The following is a 15,176-nucleotide window of genomic DNA, read 5'->3' on the forward strand; positions in this document are numbered from 1 at the left end:
TCTTCTGCCGCACCAGCACGATCCTATCGGTGCTGCGTGGCGGGGCCGCCGAGGGGCGGATCCCGGAGGCGGCCCCGGTGTGGGAGCCGCCTGCTCGGCGGTCAGTACTTCGGCAGCTCGTAGTCCTCGGTCTTGCCGAAGAACATCTTCATCATGACCGGCCGCATGACCCGCGAGAGCATCACCCGATTGGCGGTGCGCCGCATGGCGGTGCCGAATCGGCTGTGCGACAGCATCATATCGATGCCTCCGCCCGGGAGCTGCTTGGCCTCGTCCAGGAACGGGGTCACGTTCCGCTCGTACCGGCTCAGCGCGCCGAGCAGATCGCCGGGGGTGGCGGCGATCTCGCCCGCGAGGACGTACGCGCCCACGATCGCCATCGCGGTGCCCATACCCGTCATCGGGGAGCCGCAGTATCCGGCGTCGCCGAGCAGGGTGACCCGTCCGGCGTTGAGTGTGGGCATATCGATTCGGGCCAGCTCGTCGAAGTAGAAGTCCTCGGTCGTGGCCATGCCCGCGAGGATGGCCGGGGCGTGCCAGCCGTCACCGGCCAGACGGTCGTGGATGAGGCGGTGCTGCGCGTCGAGATCGCCGCGCAGGGCGGGATCGCGATCGGTCAGCAGGGTCAGGATGGCCTTGGCGGTGTCGGGATCGCCATCGGGCCGGATGCCGACCGCGGCGCCGGGAATCAGCTGCATGGTGAACCAGCCGGGCCGCACGTTCGGCGGCGTCGGCATGGTGAAGAACGACATGTATCCGCCCAGGTAGGTGCTGAATTGCTCCTCGGGGCCGAAGGCCAGCCGGCGGGTGGCCGAGTGCACGCCGTCGGCGCCGACGACGAGGTCGAAACGTTCGGTGCGGCCCGAGGCGAAACTCACCTCGGCGCCGGCGTCGTCCTGCTCGAGTTCGGTGATCCAGTCGCCGTACCGATAGTCCAGGTCGCCGCCCGCACCGGCGAGCGCGTCCAACAGCAGCTGATTCAGATCACCACGGGTGATCTCGATCTCGGCCACCGGCCCCTTACCGTCGAAGAACTCCATCGGCATGTGTGCGTACGTGCGGCCGCGCGGGTCGACGTAGGACATGCCGAGTTCCTGGAGTTGGTACTTGCCGATGCCGGGCATCAGGCCCATCCGCTCGGCGGCCTCGCGGCTGGGCCCGCGCAGATCCACGGCTTGCCCGCCGGGTCGGGGAGCGGCGGCCCGCTCGACGACGGTGACGCCGATTCCGGCTCGAAGCAGTTGCAGCGCAACGGCATTACCGGCGATGCCGCCGCCGGAGACGAGGATGCGCGGGGTGTGGGTGATGTCCATGATGTCGTTCCCTGTCGTGTGGATCGAATGTCTTAGACAAATGTGCCAGACGATTCGCACATCTGTCTAGAACAAATGTCTAAGACGTTGTAACCTGGGCATATGGGTAATCGAGAGGATCTACTTGCGGCGGCGAAGAAGGTGATCCTGGAACGCGGGCTCGCCAAGGTCACCGCGCGGGACATCGCCGGTGCCGCCGGGGTCAGCCTGGCGGCGATCGGCTACCACTTCGGGTCGAAGGACCGGTTGATCTCCGAGGCCGTCACCATGTCGGTCGGCAGCGAGATCGGCGACGGAATGGACGAGGCGATCCGCGCTGCGGGGGAGGGGCGTTCGCTCGCCGAATCGTTCGCGCCCACCCTGGACGGCCTGGTCGACGTGGCTTTCCGATATCGGGAACAGTTGATGCTGAGCCTCGAGAACGGTGTGCGCATCGCCCGCTCGCCCGACTCCCAGGCGTTCCTGTCCGAGGCGACCGCCGAGGCGTACACCGAACTCGCCGCCCTGCTGCGTGAGGTGTATCCGGATCTGTCCGACCCGCAGGCGCGGGCGGTCGCGAAGCTGTATTTCGTGCTGTTCCAGGGCATTGCCATGCTGACCCTGCTCGGTCCCGGCGGTGAGATGCTACTCGGCGACGATTTGGAACTCGCGCTGTCGGCGCTTCAGGGCAAATAGCCACCGAGTACTCTCGGCCCGACGAATTCCGAGATCGAGCGGAGAGGAAGGTTCTTGGCCGAACGGATTGTCGCGGGTGGCTGGTTGCGTGAACTGCGCGCGGTGCCCGATCCGCGCACAGTGCTGGTGTGCTTCCCGCCCGGTGGCGGCTCGGCGAGTGCGTATCGCGCCCTGGCGCGGCAAGTGCGATCGGACACAGCGGTTTTCGCGGTGCAGTATCCCGGGCGTCAGGATCGTCTGGGTGAGTCGCTGATCACCGATCTGCGAGTGCTCGCGGACCGGATCTCCCCGGAGCTGTCGGTGGGCGCGCCGCGGCTGGCGTTGTTCGGGCACAGTATGGGGTCGACGGTGGCCTTCGAGACCGCACGCCGGCTGGAAAAAGCCGGGCAGCAGGTGATCCGGCTGTTCGTGTCCGGACGTATCGCCCCCGACGCCCCGTATGCCGGTGCGATACACAAGGCTCCGGATGCGGAGGTGATCGCCGAGCTGGAGCGTCTGGCCAATGATCCTGCCTCCGTCGCGATTCTGCGATCGGAGCCCAGTCTGGCGGAGTTGGTGCTGCCCGCGGTCCGCGCGGATTACCAGGCCGTCGAGACGTATCGATTCGAGCTGGGATCGCCGCTCCGGTGCGATATTTCGGCGCTGCTCGGTGACGTTGACCCGACGGTGACCGCCGAACAGGCGGGGGAGTGGCGGCGGCACACCGCCGGTGGGTTCGAGCTGTCCACCTTCCCGGGGCGGCACTTCTATCTCGACGAAAAGGTCTCCGAGGTAGCGGATTTCGTCAATGAACGCTTGGTCTGAGCGCGCGGTGGTGCCGGGGTAGCCAGAAGTATCCCGCCCACGAGATCGCGACCGCGATCACGACCAGCACCCGCACGAGATCCAGTGCGCCGCGCGGATACAGCACGCCGGTGATGTAGTGGTCGATGAAACCGCTGGACGGTAGCGGGGCCTCGCCGGAACGTTCGCGCGACCAGTTCTCCAGATGGGTCAGCGGGCAGGAGATCTTGAACAGCACCGTGCCGAATCCCCAGCCGAATGCGACCAGATGGGTCCAGATCGTCCATCGCCACTGCCATGCGAAGTAGCCACCGACCACCACATAGACGACGAACAGGAAGTGCACCAGCACGGTGGCGTCGGCCAACAGACGGTACATCATGCAATCCAGGGTAGGTCGATCGCACTCTTCGCGGCCGGGTGTGATCGTATTGATGCGTTCGATCCAGCGGCCCGGCAACCCCCTGAGACGCGGCGGAGGAGAGCGGTTCGGCCTGTGCCCGGCCGCTGACGCAGATGGTGAATTCCCGTGCGGCAGGCCGGGATCCGTCAACCGACCGGTGCATTCCAATCCGGATTCCCGCATATGGAATATCTATACTGGAATATGCGCATTGAAGCATGTGTGTTCGAAACGTCGAACACCGACAAGACCACAAGGATCGCGGGAGAGGAGCGGTTACCAGTTGGACGGTTCGAAGTCCTTGAGGAAGCAGCCGTGCAGATCCTCGCCGTTCTCCCCGCGCACGATCGGGTCGTAGACGCGCGCCGCGCCGTCGACCAGATCCAGCGGGGCGTGGAAGCCCTCCTCGGCGAGGCGGATCTTGGTGTAGTGCGGGCGTTCGTCGGTGATCCAGCCGGTGTCCACGGCGGTCATCAGGATGCCGTCGGCCTCGAGCATCTCCGCGGCGCTGGTGCGGGTGAGCATGTTCAGCGCGGCCTTGGCCATATTGGTGTGCGGATGGCCGGGACCCTTGTAACCGCGCCCGAAGACGCCCTCCATCGCGGAGACGTTCACCACGTACTTGCGCCGCGCCGCGGCGGCGGCCATCGCCGGGCGCAGCCGCGAGATCAGGATGAACGGCGCGGTCGAATTACACAGTTGCACCTCGAGCAGTTCGGTGGCGTCGACCTCCGCGACGGTCTGCACCCAGCTGTTGGTGTGCGCGAGATCGGGTACCAGGCCCCCTGCGTCGATGGCCAGGCCGCGCGAAATGCGTTCAGGCGTGGCGGATCCCGCGACCAGGGCCAATTCGGTGACCTCGGCGGCGGTGAGCGCGGGAGCGAGTGAGGCGGTGAGCGCGGTCGGGTGCGCCTGCATGGTCTTGCCGAAGCTGACGGTGTCGGGCAGCTCGCCCACGGGCAGCGGATCCGCCTCGGCCTCGACCAGCGCGCCGTATGCGCCGGCCGAGCGGCGCACGGTCTGCGCGGCGTTGTTGATCAGGATGTCCAGCGGGCCCTGTGCCGCGACATCCTCGGTGAGCGCGACGACCTGGGCCGGATCGCGTAGGTCGATGCCGATTACCCGAAGCCGGTGGATCCAGTCGGCGCTGTCGGGCTGAGCCTTGAACCGGCGGATGGCGTCATTGGGGAAACGGGTGGTGATGGTCGTGTGCGCGCCGTCGCGCAGCAGGCGCAGGGCGATGTACATGCCGATCTTGGCGCGTCCGCCGGTGAGCAGGGCGCGACGGCCGCGCAGATCGGTGCGCGCATCGCGTTTGGCGTGCCCGCGGGCGGCGCAGTCCGGGCAGAGCTGGTGGTAGAAGGCATCCACCCGGGTGTAGCGCTGTTTGCAGATGTAGCACGGGCGCGGCTTGAGCAGTGTTCCGGCCGAGGCCCCGGAGACGTTGGAGGTCAACGGGATTCCGGCGGTCTCGTCGTCGATCCGGTTGAGCGATCCGGTGGCGGTGGCGTGCACGACGGCTCGGTCGTTCGCGGCGACGGCATCGCGGGCCGCGATGCGGCGGCGGCGCTTGAGCATCTTGAACATGTGGCCGACCGCGCGCTGCACGCGCACCGAATCGGGATGCTCCTTGTCCAGGTCGCCCACCTGATCGAGGACTCGCAGGCAGATGGCGAGTTCGTCGGGATCGATGGTGGCCTGCGGCGCGGCGGTATCGGTCGTCGGGTCGTGATCGGCCATCGTGGTGCGGGCGGTTCCTTCGTGCGTGCGGATGCGAGTCGGATCATTGTCGCATCAGTGCAGGTATGTACCCGCACACGGCCGTCGTACTAGGGGCCGCGCCGGGTTGTTGACATAACGCCAACAGTGGTCCACGCTGGTGCGCAGGTCGGCGGGATGCCGGCCGGGATGTGCGTCCGGCGGGTGAGCGCCGGATGGGCACGGTGAATCGGCTCGGTACGAGAGGTGAGACGAAGATGGCACGCGCGGCATGGAGCGACGACGAGGTCGAGGCGGTCCGGGAGCTGGCGAGGGATTTCTTCGCCAAGGAGGTCGTCCCGCACGAGGAGAAGTTCGTCGAGCAGGGCCATCCCGACCGTGAGCTGTACAACCGGGCAGGCGAGCTGGGGCTGCTGTGCGCGGCGATTCCGGCCGAATACGGCGGCGGCGGAGGCACTTTCGCGCACGAGGCGGCCATCATCGAGGAACAGGCGTTCCTCGGCGACGGCGCGCTGGGCATGCCGGTGCACTCCTCGATCATCGCGCCCTATCTGGCGCATTTCGGCACCGAGGAGCTCAAGGCGCGGGTGCTGCCGAAGGCGGCGAGTGGTGAGATGGTGCTCTCGATCGGCATGACCGAGCCCGGCACCGGCTCCGACCTGCAGGCCATCAAGACCCGCGCGGTGCGCGAGGGTGACGAGTACGTCATCACCGGGTCGAAGATCTTCATCTCCAACGGTTGGCTGTGCGACGGCATCATCCTGGCGGTCAAGACCGATCCGACCAAGGGCGCCGCGGGCGTGTCGCTGATCTTCGCCGAGGTGGGCGACGACACACCCGGTTTCAAGCGCGGCCGGATCCTGTCCAAGATCGGCGGCAAGGGCCAGGACACCGCGGAGCTGTTCTTCGACGGGCTGCGCGTGCCCGCATCGAACCTGCTCGGCGAGGCCGAGGGGCAGGGCTTCTATCAGATGATGCAACTGCTCGCGCAGGAGCGGCTGGTCACCGCGATCATGGCGGTGGCGATGATGGAGAAGGCCGTCGAGCTGACCGTGGAGTACACCAAGGGGCGCGAGGCGTTCGGCAAGCCGCTGTTCGCGATGCAGAACACCAAGTTCGAACTCGCCGAATGCAAGACCATCGCGCAGGTGAGCCGCACGTTCCTGGACGATGCGATCTGCAAGCATCTTCGTGGCGAACTCGACATCCCCACCGCTGCCATGGCGAAATACTGGCTCACCGACCAGTTGGGTATTGTGGTGGACCGTTGTCTGCAACTCTTCGGCGGCTATGGATACATGACGGAATACCCGATCTCCCAGCTCTACACGGGCGCGCGGATTCTGCGCATCCTGGCCGGTTCGAACGAGGTGATGAAGGATCTCATTGCCCGCTCACTCTGAAACCCGTCCCGCGATGGCCACCGAGGCCGATGCCCCGGCACGCCGCCGGCTCGATCCCGACGAACGTCGTGCCCAGATTCTGGCCCGCGCCATCGAGATGTTCGGTGAACGCCCCTACGCGGCGGTGTCCACCGCGGAACTCGCGCAGCGCGCCGGGGTGGCGCGCGGCCTGATCAACCATTATTTCGGCAACAAGCGAGACCTGTATCTGGCCGTGGTGCGCCGGATGGTGACCCTGCCCAAGCCCGACCACATGGTCCTGCCCACCGGTACGGACCGGGAGCGGGTGGACGCGAGTGTGTCGTGGTTGCTGGACATCATCGGCGAACACGGCAGCACCTGGGTCAAGGTGACCGGGCACGAGGGGATCGGCGACGACCCGGAGGTCCAGCGCATCCTGGACGAGGCCGACGACGCGGCCGCGACCCGATTGCTCGAGATGGTCGGGCTCGGCGGCTCGGAACACACCGCCGAACTGCAGGCGCTGGTGCGGGCCTACGGGGGACTGGTGAAAGCCGCTGGGCGCGAATGGATCACCCGGGGCTCGCTGAGTCGCGAGCAGGTGCACGGTCTGCTCGCGGACATGCTGCTGACCCTGGTCACGCGCTCGTTCCGGCGGATCGAGCGGCAGGACTGAGCGCGGCTCAGCCGGACTCGTCCTTGCGGGCGCGGCTGGGCTGCACCCGGGGCGGCTCATCGGGCATCTTCGGGTACTGCGGCGGCCACGGTGCATCCAGGAGGCCCGAATCCCGGTCGCGGGCAGCCATTTTCAGCAGCGGTTCGATGGACTGCGGAGTGCGGTCGGCCCACGGGTCACCGAATTCGGCGACCCGTGCTGGCACCGTGGCGATGGTGAGTTCGTCGGGCGCGATGGCGTCCAGGGCATCCCAGGAGATCGGCGTGGAGACCTGTGCGCCGACCTTGGGGCGCACGCACCAGGCCCCGAAAACCGTTCGGTGCGGGGCATTCTGGTTGTAGTCGATGAATACGCGGCTGCCGCGCAACTCCTTCCACCACTGCGCGGTGATGCGGTCCGGATGGCGGCGTTCGAGTTCGCGGGCCAGGGCCACCGAGGCGGCGCGGACCTGGTAGCCGTCCCAGCGCGGTTCCAGTGCGACGTAGATGTGCAGGCCGCGTGACCCGGAGGTCTTCACTCGCGAGTCGATGCCCAGTTCGGTGAACAGCTCACGGGTGCGCACGGCCGCCTCGCGCAGGTCGGCGAATCCGGTACCGGGGGAGGGATCCAGGTCGATGCGCAGTTCGTCGGCGATGGCCAGATCACCGAGGACCTCGGTGACGGCTTGTGGCGTCGGGGTGTGTCCGGCGGCGGCGTCGGGCGGTCCGGCGCTGACGTGGTTGGCCCAGACGTGAAATCCCAGGCAGCCCAGGTTGACCGCCCACAGGATGTGCGCGAGATCGGCGGCGACCAGGGCGTCGCTGGTGGTGCCGTTGGGGGTGGCGACCTTGGTGGTCTGCAACCAGTCCGGAACCGAGGCGGGCACCCGCTTCTGGAACCAGGATTTGCCGCTCGCGCCGTCCGGATAACGCTCCAGCAGCACCGGCCGATTGCCGATGGTGCGCATGATCGGTTCCTCGACGGCCTGGTAGTAGCGCACCAGATCGAGTTTCGTCTCCCCGCGCTTGGTGAAGTAGATCTTGTCGGGATTGCTGATCCGCACGGTGCGCCCGGCGGCCTCGACATCGATGGACGCGCTCATTTGCGCGCCTCGGCGAAGATGTCGGCGAGTTCGGCGGGGGCGACCTGCTCGAGCTGGGCGTACGTACACGACTCCGGGGTGCGGTCGTCGCGGAACCGGACCAGGCGGCCGCCGTGCCGCAGCCGCCCGGCCATGACGTGCTCGTACCGGACCTCGGCGACGAGCTCGGGCCGCAGCGCCTCCCAGGACAGATCCTTGGTCCCGGTCCAGCGGCTGACCCCGCCGGGCATCTTCCCGTCCGCCTTCGCCTGGGCCGCGGCATCGGCCCACTGTCGCCACGGGTGGTTCTCCAGGGCGTTCTCGCGCAGCGGCTGGAGTTCGGTGACCAGCGAGGCCCGGCGGGCGGCGGTGAAACTGCTGGCCACCCCGACGTGATGCAGATTGCCCTGCTCGTCGTACAGTCCCAGCAGCAGTGAGCCGACGCCCTGGCCGTCCTTGTGCCAGCGGAATCCGGCCACCACGCAGTCGGCGGTGCGCTCATGCTTGACCTTGATCATCACCCGCTTGTCCTGCAGATAGGCCAGATCACCGGCCTTGACCACGACACCGTCGAATCCGGCCCCTTCGAAGCGGGTGAACCAGTCCCGCGCGAGCACCGGATCCGTGGTGATCGGCGTGAGATGCACGCGGTCGAGCGAATGGTCGACGATGGTCTCGAGGATCTTGCGGCGCTCGGCGAACGGCTCGCCGGTCAGATCCCGGTCGCCGAGGGCGAGCAGATCGAAGGCCACGAAACTGGCGGGGGTCTCCACGGCGAGCTTGTTCACCCGCGAGGCCGCGGGATGCAGCCGATTCTGCAGGGTGTCGAAATCCAGGCCGTGTTCGGTGACCACGACGATCTCGCCGTCCACCACGCAACGTTGCGGCAGAGCCTGCCCCAGCAATGTCACCAATTCCGGGAAATAGCGGGTGAGCGGACGGTCGTTGCGAGAGCCGAGTTCGATCTCGTCGCCGTCGCGGAACACAATGCAGCGGAAACCGTCCCATTTGGGTTCATAGAACAGTTCCGGATCATCGGGCAACGCAGATGCCGATTTGGCCAGCATCGGCTTGACCGGCGGCATAACGGGTAGGTCCACGCGATCCTCCTGTGTTTTCGGCCTCCGCTTCGCTCCGGCGTGATCGCGGCCCCGGAGTCTCGCTCTCGGCCCCGCACCGGTGTTCCGCACACCCGCGACGTGTCCGAGCAGCGAGACGGGCCGCGAACCCGGTGTCGGCGTTGATGCGTTGCCGACCGCGGCGCGAACCGATCTCTCAATCGGATAGACGATGCGGACGACGGAATTTCATCGTCCGCATCGTCGTGAAGATCGTATGACGTGGTACCGACAGAAATGCGGTAGCGCCGATCAGCCCTCGAGCCATCCGTGCTGTTCGGCGAATGCCGCCAGTCGCTCGCGGATGGTGACGATCTCTCCCGCGGTCAGGGCCGGGCTGGCATCGAGCAGCAGTTCGGTGATCAGCCGTTTGTGTTCGGCGGCCGTGAGCACCCCCGCGCCGCGTTCGCGATTGCGATGGCGCTGTACGGGCGGCTGGCCCGCGACCAGGGTCAGATTGACCGCCTTCGGGCCCCGATCACCCTCGGTCACCTCGAATTCGAAAACTCGGCCCTGGCGCAGTTCGTCCTCGTCGAGCCCTATGTCGTTCACGTGTACGAACACATCGGGTCCACCGTCTTCCGGCCGAATGAATCCGAACCCCCGTGAACTGTCGAAGGACACCAATTTCCCGATCGACACCTGCACCCGCTCCTCATTGCCGTCACTGTGCCGTCACTCTAACTGTCCCGTGTTTCGTTGTCGGTGGATTCACCGGTGGAGGACAGAGCTTTCTGCAGCGAGTTGAATACCGTCAGACCCTGGCCGACCATGCCGTTGACCAGTTCACTCACGCCGTCGGGTCCGTTCAGCACGGTCAGGTTGGCATGCGAGAGGCCGATCGATGCCTGCTTGACGATTTCGGGCAACTGTTCGATGAGCAGCTGATCCAGGGCGATGCGGTTGTTCGACGCCGCCGCCTCGGCCTGGATGCGGGTGCGGTCGGCCTCGGCCTGGGCCAGCACGCGTACTCGCTCGGCCTCGGCCTCGGCGGGCTTGACCACCTCGGTCTGCAACTGCTGTTCGCGCAGCTGGGCCTCCTTGCGGGCACGTTCTGCCTGCGCGGTGAGCACCTCCTGCAGGGCGATGGCCTCGGCCAGCGGACCGGCCTGGGAGGCCTCGGCCTTGGCCTTATCGATGTCGCGCTGGTATTCGGCCTGCAGAATCTCGGTCTGGCGCTGGTATTCGGCCTGTTTGCGGCGCGAGGCCTGTTCGGCCTCGGCGGCGGCCTGGGACGCGGCGGCCTGGGCGATCTGCGCATCGCGCTGGACCGCGGCGTTGTGCGGGGCGGCGAGCGCGCCGATGTAGCCGAGGTTGCCGTCATCGATGGACTGGATCTGGAACGAGTCGACCCACAGGCCGATATTGCTCATCTCCACCTTCGAGGCGACCAGCACCTCGTCGGCGAGTTTCTGCCGCTCGCGGATGATCTCCTCGACGGTCATCGATCCGACGATCGAGCGCAGATGCCCGGAGAAGATGCGGCCGGTCAGCACCGACATCTCACGCTCCTGTTCGGACAGGAACCGCTGCGCGGCGTTGACCACCGACTGGGTGTCGTTGGCGACCTTGAACGCGATCACGGCCCGCACATCGAGCTGGATGGCCTGCTTGGTGACGCACCGCTCCTGGATCTCGGCCTCGTACATGGCCAGCGACAGATAGCTGACCTTGCGGAAGAAGGGCATCACCCAAGCGCCGTGCCCGGTGATCACCCGGAACGGCGCATTGTCTCTGGCCTTGCCGCCGCTGACCAGCATGGCCTCGTCGGGATCGGGCACGTGGTAGCCCAGCACTGTTGTCTCCCTTGTTATCTCGATAATTCCCCGCCCGGTCCGACGTCGAGCGGGATCCAGGGAACGACATCGACGATCCGGCCCGGATGCACCTCGACGATCAGGACGGTCGCGAACTGCTCGATGGGCTCGGTGGATCGTGCGATGTAACTCTCTGTCCCCCCTCGGATCGCTACCAGGACCTCCCCGAGCATGCCTTCGCCGCGGATCGGCGATGTGAGCGTACCGGTCAAACCCTGCACCGGGTCGGTCATCGCATCGAACTCCTTGCCGGGCAACGGTTAACCGGGTGAATTCCCAGCGTACCGCTCTGTATTGCGGAGCAGAACCGAATATTCGCCCGGCGAGCCGACGTCCCACACGCGGAAAAATGATGCTGGTCATCCGGGCGTGTCCGTGCAAGGCTGAAGCGGTGACCACTCCTCCGGATAGTCAGGCCGCACAGCCGGATCCGACCTCCGACAAGCTCGACGCGAGCGTGTTGAAGGTGGCCGGTGTCGTGGTGATCGGCGCGATCATGTCGATTCTCGACATCACCGTCGTCACCATCGCCCTTCCCACATTCCAGAACACCTTCCACGCCAGTTACGCGATCGCCGCGTGGTCGATGACCGGCTATACGCTCGCGCTGGCCACCGTGATTCCGCTGACCGGCTGGGCGGCGGACCGATTCGGCACCAAACGCCTCTACATGATGGCGCTGACCTTCTTCGTCCTCGGTTCGCTGCTGTGCTCGACGGCGTGGAATATCGAGTCGCTCATCGCCTTTCGCGTGATCCAGGGCCTGGGCGGCGGTATGTTGATGCCGCTGGGCATGACGATCATGACCCACGCCGCCGGTCCGCAGCGGATCGGCCGGGTGATGGCCGTACTCGGCGTGCCGATGCTGCTGGGGCCGATCCTCGGCCCGATCCTGGGCGGCTGGTTGATCGATGTGCACTGGTTCGGCATGCCTGGATGGCATTGGATCTTCCTGATCAACGTTCCGATCGGCGCGCTGGCGCTGATCCTGTCCTTCGTGGTGTTCGCGCCCGACCGGCCCGAACCGTCCGAGTCGTTCGACTTCGTGGGCATGCTGCTCGCCTCGCCGGGCCTGGCGCTGTTCCTGTTCGGGGTGTCCTCGATCCCGGAGAAGCACACCGTGTTGGCGGCGCGGGTGCTGATTCCCGCGGTGATCGGTTTGGTGCTGATGGCGGCGTTCGTACTGCACGCGTTGCGCACCGACCATCCGCTGATCGATGTGCACCTGTTCCGGAACCGGTCGCTGACCTTCGCGGTGCTGACCATGGTGTTCTTCGCGATCGCGTTCTTCGGGGCCGGGCTGCTGCTGCCCAGTTATCTGCAGCAGGTGCGCGGCCTGACGCCGCTGCACGCCGGATTGCTCATCGCGCCACAGGGATTGGGCGCGATGCTCACGATGCCGATCGCCGGACGACTGGTGGACAAGATCGGTCCGGGACGGATCGTGATGACGGGTCTGGTGGTCATCGCGATCGGTACCGCGTTCCTGACCCAGCTGCACGCCGATACGTCCTATCCGCTGCTGATGGCGGCGCTGTTCGTGATGGGTCTGGGGATGGGCTGCACGATGATGCCGGTGATGACCGCCGCCATCCAGACGTTGACTCACGCGCAGGTGGCGCGCGGGACGACCCTGATGAACATCGTGAATCAGACCGCGGGCTCGATCGGCACCGCGACCATGTCGGTGGTGCTGACGAACATGCTGAACAGCAGACCGCTGGCGCAGGCGGCGATCGCGTCGCAGTTCAATCCCGGTATCGCCAAGCGGCTGCCGCCGGGCGCGCTGGCCACCGGATTCGACCAGGCGGCCACGGCGTTCGCGCACACCTTCGTGGTGGCCGTGGTGCTGACCGTGATCACCCTGATCCCGGCGTACTTCCTGCCGAAGTCCAAGCCGGCCGTACCGCAGGATTCCAGCGATGCCCCGATGATGATGGGACACTGAGCCTTTCGGATCGAGCGCCCGCGCCCCGAAAACATCGGGACGCGGGCGCTTCCGCGAGATGAGGCGCGGAGACGGAAGGGCAGTGGATGACGGGGCAGGAGTGGACCGGGCGCGATCCGACCGGCCGCACGGTCGTGGTGACGGGTGCGAGTTCGGGTGTCGGGGCGGCCGCGGCGGCGGAACTGGCGGCCCGGGGTGCGAATGTGGCGGTCGTCGGCCGCTCGCCCGCTACAGCCAGCTTTTGGTGTACGCCACCTCGAAATTGGCGATCATCCGCCCTGAGCAGGGCGCGGAGCCGCTCGTGCATCTGGCCACGACCGCGGATGCGGTGAACGGCAAGTACTTTCACCGCTTGCGGCCGGAGGAACCGCGCAATGCCCCGGCCCGGGACGCGGAGCTGGCGCAGGGGCTGTGGGCGATGTCCGAGAAGCTCGCCGGCGTCGCGTTCCCGTCGGCACAGGGCTCGGCGGCGAGTGTTCCGCCGCTACCATCCTGCGTGCCGAATCGCTTGTGCCAGGGCGTTTTCCAATCCGGCGATGATGAGATCCAGCCCGCGCTCGCGGCTGGTGCACGTCGGCGCGATGGCCGGGCTCTCGATCGCGCTGCTCGGAAACGTCCTGCGCTCAACTGATCTGGTGATCATGGGCGCGGGTACGGGCTCGATGGATCCGATCCGGCTCGGCGAGGCCATCGAGCGCGTCATGCGCGGCGCGGCCGGGGGAACTGACCATCGACGCGCGCCCGGTGCCGCTGGCGGAGGTCGAATCGGTGTGGAACGCCGACGGGCAGGGCGTTCGCACAGTCCTGATCCCCTGACGGGGCTCACAGTGCGGCGACCGCATCCCCGATCGCGGTGTCCAGGATGGACAGGCCGAGGGCGAGTTCGTCCTCGGTGGCGGTGAGCGGCGGCGCGATCCGGAATGTGCCACCCATGCCGGGCAGCTGCACGATGTTCATGTGCAGGCCGAGCTCGAGGCAGCGCCGGGTGACCAGTGTGCCGAGTTCGTCCGAACCCTCTTTGGTTTCGCGGTCGAGTACCAGTTCGAGTCCGGCGAGCAGACCGCGGCCGCGGATATCGCCGATGACCGCATGCCGCTCGCCGAGTTCTTGCAGGCCCTCGCGAAGGATCGCGCCGAGTTGCGCGGCCCGCACGTCCAGGCGGTCCCGCGTCAGCACCTCGAGCACGGTGTTACCGACGGCGGCGACCAGCGGATCGGCGACATGCGTTGTGAAGAACAGGAATCCGCGATCGTGCGCCCGCTGTTCGATGTCGTCGGAGGTGAGCACCGCCGCCAGCGGCAGCCCCGCGCCGAGCGTCTTGGACAGGACGAGGATGTCCGGCACGATGCCCTCGCGCTCGAACGCGTACCACGATCCGGTGCGGCACAGGCCCGTCTGCGCCTCGTCCACGATCAGCAGCATGCCGCGCTCGCGGCACTTGTCCCGCAGCGCGGTGAGATATCCCAGCGGCGGCTCGATGATGCCGCCGGAGCTCAGGATCGGTTCGATCAGACAGGCCGCGAGGCTGCCGGTGGACTGGGCGTCGATCAGGTCGAAGCCCAGAGCCAGCTGCCGCTGCCAGTCGAGTTCGCCTGTGGCCGTGGTGATATCGGGCCGATAGGCGTGCGGGACCGGCAGGGCGAAGTTGCCCGGTGCGGCGGGACCGTATCCGCGGCGGCCCGCACTGTAGGTCGCCCCGGCCGCGGCCTGGGTCATGCCGTGCCAGGACCGCGCGAACGAGACGATCTCGTGGCCGCCGGTGACCAGCTTGGCCATCCGGATCGCGGCCTCGTTGGCCTCCGCGCCGGTGGTCAGCAGCAGCGCCTTCGTCAGCGGCGCGGGCAGGGTTCCGGCCAGGCCCGCGGCGAGATCGATGACCGGCGGGCTGAGCATGCCGCTGTAGAGGTGGTCGAGTTCGCCGATCTGACGCCGGACGGTGTCCACGATCTCCGGATGCGAGTGCCCGAGAATCGCGCTCATCTGACCGGAGGTGAAGTCCAGGATCTTCCGGCCGTCCCGGGTGTAGACGAAACTTCCCGCGGCGCTGGTGATGATCTCGCCGACGAAGTCCGCGTGCCCGGCGTAGCGCACGAGGTGCCGTTCGGCCGCGGCGCGTGTGGCCGGATCCGGCGAGGATGCGAGCGCCCGGGTATCGGACGTGGGGGAACTCATGGCTTCGACGGTACGGGCCGAACAGGGGAGACGTACGCCGATCAGATCCGTCACGACGACCGCGATCTCGGGCGGATACAGCTGATGGTGACCGGATCGCCGCACCGGTCTCCGAAAGGCCCTCGGCC

Annotated in this window: 15 protein-coding genes and 1 pseudogene; 7 read left to right on the forward strand and 9 right to left on the reverse strand. The window is 67.1% G+C overall.

Translation table 11 applies throughout. The features are described from left to right. Positions 1-101 precede the first annotated feature (101 nt). A complete protein-coding gene (locus NM2_RS32180) occupies positions 102-1,313 on the reverse strand; it encodes an FAD-dependent monooxygenase (protein ID WP_067676833.1) in 1,212 nt (403 codons plus the stop codon). 102 nt (positions 1,314-1,415) lie between these two features. Here NM2_RS32180 and NM2_RS32185 point away from each other — a divergent pair, with 102 nt between their 5' ends. Together NM2_RS32185 and NM2_RS32190 are read left to right on the forward strand one after the other, a co-directional pair. Further along, on the forward strand, positions 1,416-1,988 hold the full coding sequence (locus NM2_RS32185) for a TetR/AcrR family transcriptional regulator (RefSeq protein WP_067676834.1): 573 nt from the start codon (positions 1,416-1,418) through the stop codon (positions 1,986-1,988). Positions 1,989-2,042: 54 nt separating this feature from the next. Next, positions 2,043-2,792: a thioesterase II family protein gene (locus tag NM2_RS32190; protein WP_067676836.1), complete on the forward strand. Its 750-nt coding sequence runs from the start codon at positions 2,043-2,045 to the stop codon at positions 2,790-2,792. Here NM2_RS32190 and NM2_RS32195 read toward each other — a convergent pair. Both NM2_RS32195 and NM2_RS32200 read right to left on the reverse strand, forming a co-directional pair. Next, positions 2,773-3,153: a DUF2784 domain-containing protein gene (locus NM2_RS32195; RefSeq protein WP_067676838.1), complete on the reverse strand. Its 381-nt coding sequence runs from the start codon at positions 3,151-3,153 to the stop codon at positions 2,773-2,775. The genes NM2_RS32190 and NM2_RS32195 overlap by 20 nt on opposite strands. 297 nt (positions 3,154-3,450) lie before the next feature. After that, positions 3,451-4,914, reverse strand: a complete 1,464-nt coding sequence (locus NM2_RS32200) for an SDR family NAD(P)-dependent oxidoreductase (RefSeq protein ID WP_067676839.1) — start codon at positions 4,912-4,914, stop codon at positions 3,451-3,453. Between the two features lie 236 nt (positions 4,915-5,150). On the opposite strand from NM2_RS32200, the gene NM2_RS32205 reads away from it, so the two are divergent. Both NM2_RS32205 and NM2_RS32210 read left to right on the forward strand, forming a co-directional pair. Then, a complete protein-coding gene (locus NM2_RS32205; protein WP_067676841.1) occupies positions 5,151-6,296 on the forward strand; it encodes an acyl-CoA dehydrogenase family protein in 1,146 nt (381 codons plus the stop codon). Positions 6,297-6,309: 13 nt separating this feature from the next. After that, on the forward strand, positions 6,310-6,933 hold the full coding sequence (locus NM2_RS32210) for a TetR/AcrR family transcriptional regulator (protein WP_067676842.1): 624 nt from the start codon (positions 6,310-6,312) through the stop codon (positions 6,931-6,933). Positions 6,934-6,940: 7 nt separating this feature from the next. Here NM2_RS32210 and NM2_RS32215 read toward each other — a convergent pair whose 3' ends face one another. The 5 genes from NM2_RS32215 to NM2_RS32235 all read right to left on the reverse strand — a co-directional run bounded on the left by NM2_RS32215 (position 6,941) and on the right by NM2_RS32235 (position 11,161). Then, complete coding sequence (locus tag NM2_RS32215) at positions 6,941-8,014, reverse strand: DNA polymerase domain-containing protein (RefSeq protein WP_067676844.1); 1,074 nt, start codon at positions 8,012-8,014, stop codon at positions 6,941-6,943. Next, the gene (locus tag NM2_RS32220) at positions 8,011-9,093 is read right to left on the reverse strand and encodes an ATP-dependent DNA ligase (protein WP_218026033.1); all 1,083 of its coding nucleotides are present in this window, start codon (positions 9,091-9,093) and stop codon (positions 8,011-8,013) included. Before NM2_RS32220 ends, NM2_RS32215 begins: the two co-directional genes overlap by 4 nt. A gap of 270 nt (positions 9,094-9,363) precedes the next feature. After that, the gene (locus tag NM2_RS32225; protein ID WP_439956951.1) at positions 9,364-9,735 is read right to left on the reverse strand and encodes a cold-shock protein; all 372 of its coding nucleotides are present in this window, start codon (positions 9,733-9,735) and stop codon (positions 9,364-9,366) included. 56 nt (positions 9,736-9,791) lie between these two features. Then, positions 9,792-10,907, reverse strand: coding sequence for an SPFH domain-containing protein (locus tag NM2_RS32230; protein WP_067676851.1), 1,116 nt, complete (start codon positions 10,905-10,907; stop codon positions 9,792-9,794). A gap of 14 nt (positions 10,908-10,921) precedes the next feature. Next, on the reverse strand, positions 10,922-11,161 hold the full coding sequence (locus NM2_RS32235; RefSeq protein WP_067676853.1) for an NfeD C-terminal domain-containing protein: 240 nt from the start codon (positions 11,159-11,161) through the stop codon (positions 10,922-10,924). 158 nt (positions 11,162-11,319) lie between these two features. On the opposite strand from NM2_RS32235, the gene NM2_RS32240 reads away from it, so the two are divergent. From NM2_RS32240 to NM2_RS32245, 3 genes and pseudogenes are all read left to right on the forward strand, one after another. Continuing rightward, on the forward strand, positions 11,320-12,876 hold the full coding sequence (locus NM2_RS32240) for a DHA2 family efflux MFS transporter permease subunit (RefSeq protein WP_067676907.1): 1,557 nt from the start codon (positions 11,320-11,322) through the stop codon (positions 12,874-12,876). A gap of 86 nt (positions 12,877-12,962) precedes the next feature. Next, positions 12,963-13,103 (forward strand): annotated as a pseudogene (locus NM2_RS53480) (SDR family NAD(P)-dependent oxidoreductase); the annotation flags it as partial. A 17-nt stretch (positions 13,104-13,120) separates the two neighbouring features. Then, entirely contained in the window at positions 13,121-13,507 is a 387-nt protein-coding gene (locus NM2_RS32245) for a hypothetical protein (RefSeq protein WP_067676855.1), read from the forward strand. Between the two features lie 191 nt (positions 13,508-13,698). Here NM2_RS32245 and NM2_RS32250 read toward each other — a convergent pair whose 3' ends face one another. Beyond that, the gene (locus NM2_RS32250) at positions 13,699-15,048 is read right to left on the reverse strand and encodes an aspartate aminotransferase family protein (protein WP_084531788.1); all 1,350 of its coding nucleotides are present in this window, start codon (positions 15,046-15,048) and stop codon (positions 13,699-13,701) included. Between the last annotated feature and the right edge of the window lie 128 nt (positions 15,049-15,176).

This window comes from Nocardia miyunensis NBRC 108239 (assembly GCF_001613065.1).
Taxonomy (GTDB): Bacteria; Actinomycetota; Actinomycetes; order Mycobacteriales; family Mycobacteriaceae; genus Nocardia; species Nocardia miyunensis.

Excerpts from the sequence above, each read along its gene's own strand:
- NM2_RS32185 (WP_067676834.1), top strand. The coding sequence starts at position 1,416 with ATGGGTAATCGAGAGGATCTACTTGCGGCGGCGAAGAAGGTGATCCTG.
- NM2_RS32205 (WP_067676841.1), top strand. The coding sequence starts at position 5,151 with ATGGCACGCGCGGCATGGAGCGACGACGAGGTCGAGGCGGTCCGGGAG.
- NM2_RS32235 (WP_067676853.1), bottom strand. The coding sequence starts at position 11,161 with ATGACCGACCCGGTGCAGGGTTTGACCGGTACGCTCACATCGCCGATC.
- NM2_RS32210 (WP_067676842.1), top strand. The coding sequence starts at position 6,310 with ATGGCCACCGAGGCCGATGCCCCGGCACGCCGCCGGCTCGATCCCGAC.
- NM2_RS32215 (WP_067676844.1), bottom strand. The coding sequence starts at position 8,014 with ATGAGCGCGTCCATCGATGTCGAGGCCGCCGGGCGCACCGTGCGGATC.
- NM2_RS32250 (WP_084531788.1), bottom strand. The coding sequence starts at position 15,048 with ATGAGTTCCCCCACGTCCGATACCCGGGCGCTCGCATCCTCGCCGGAT.
- NM2_RS32180 (WP_067676833.1), bottom strand. The coding sequence starts at position 1,313 with ATGGACATCACCCACACCCCGCGCATCCTCGTCTCCGGCGGCGGCATC.
- NM2_RS32195 (WP_067676838.1), bottom strand. The coding sequence starts at position 3,153 with ATGATGTACCGTCTGTTGGCCGACGCCACCGTGCTGGTGCACTTCCTG.
- NM2_RS32200 (WP_067676839.1), bottom strand. The coding sequence starts at position 4,914 with ATGGCCGATCACGACCCGACGACCGATACCGCCGCGCCGCAGGCCACC.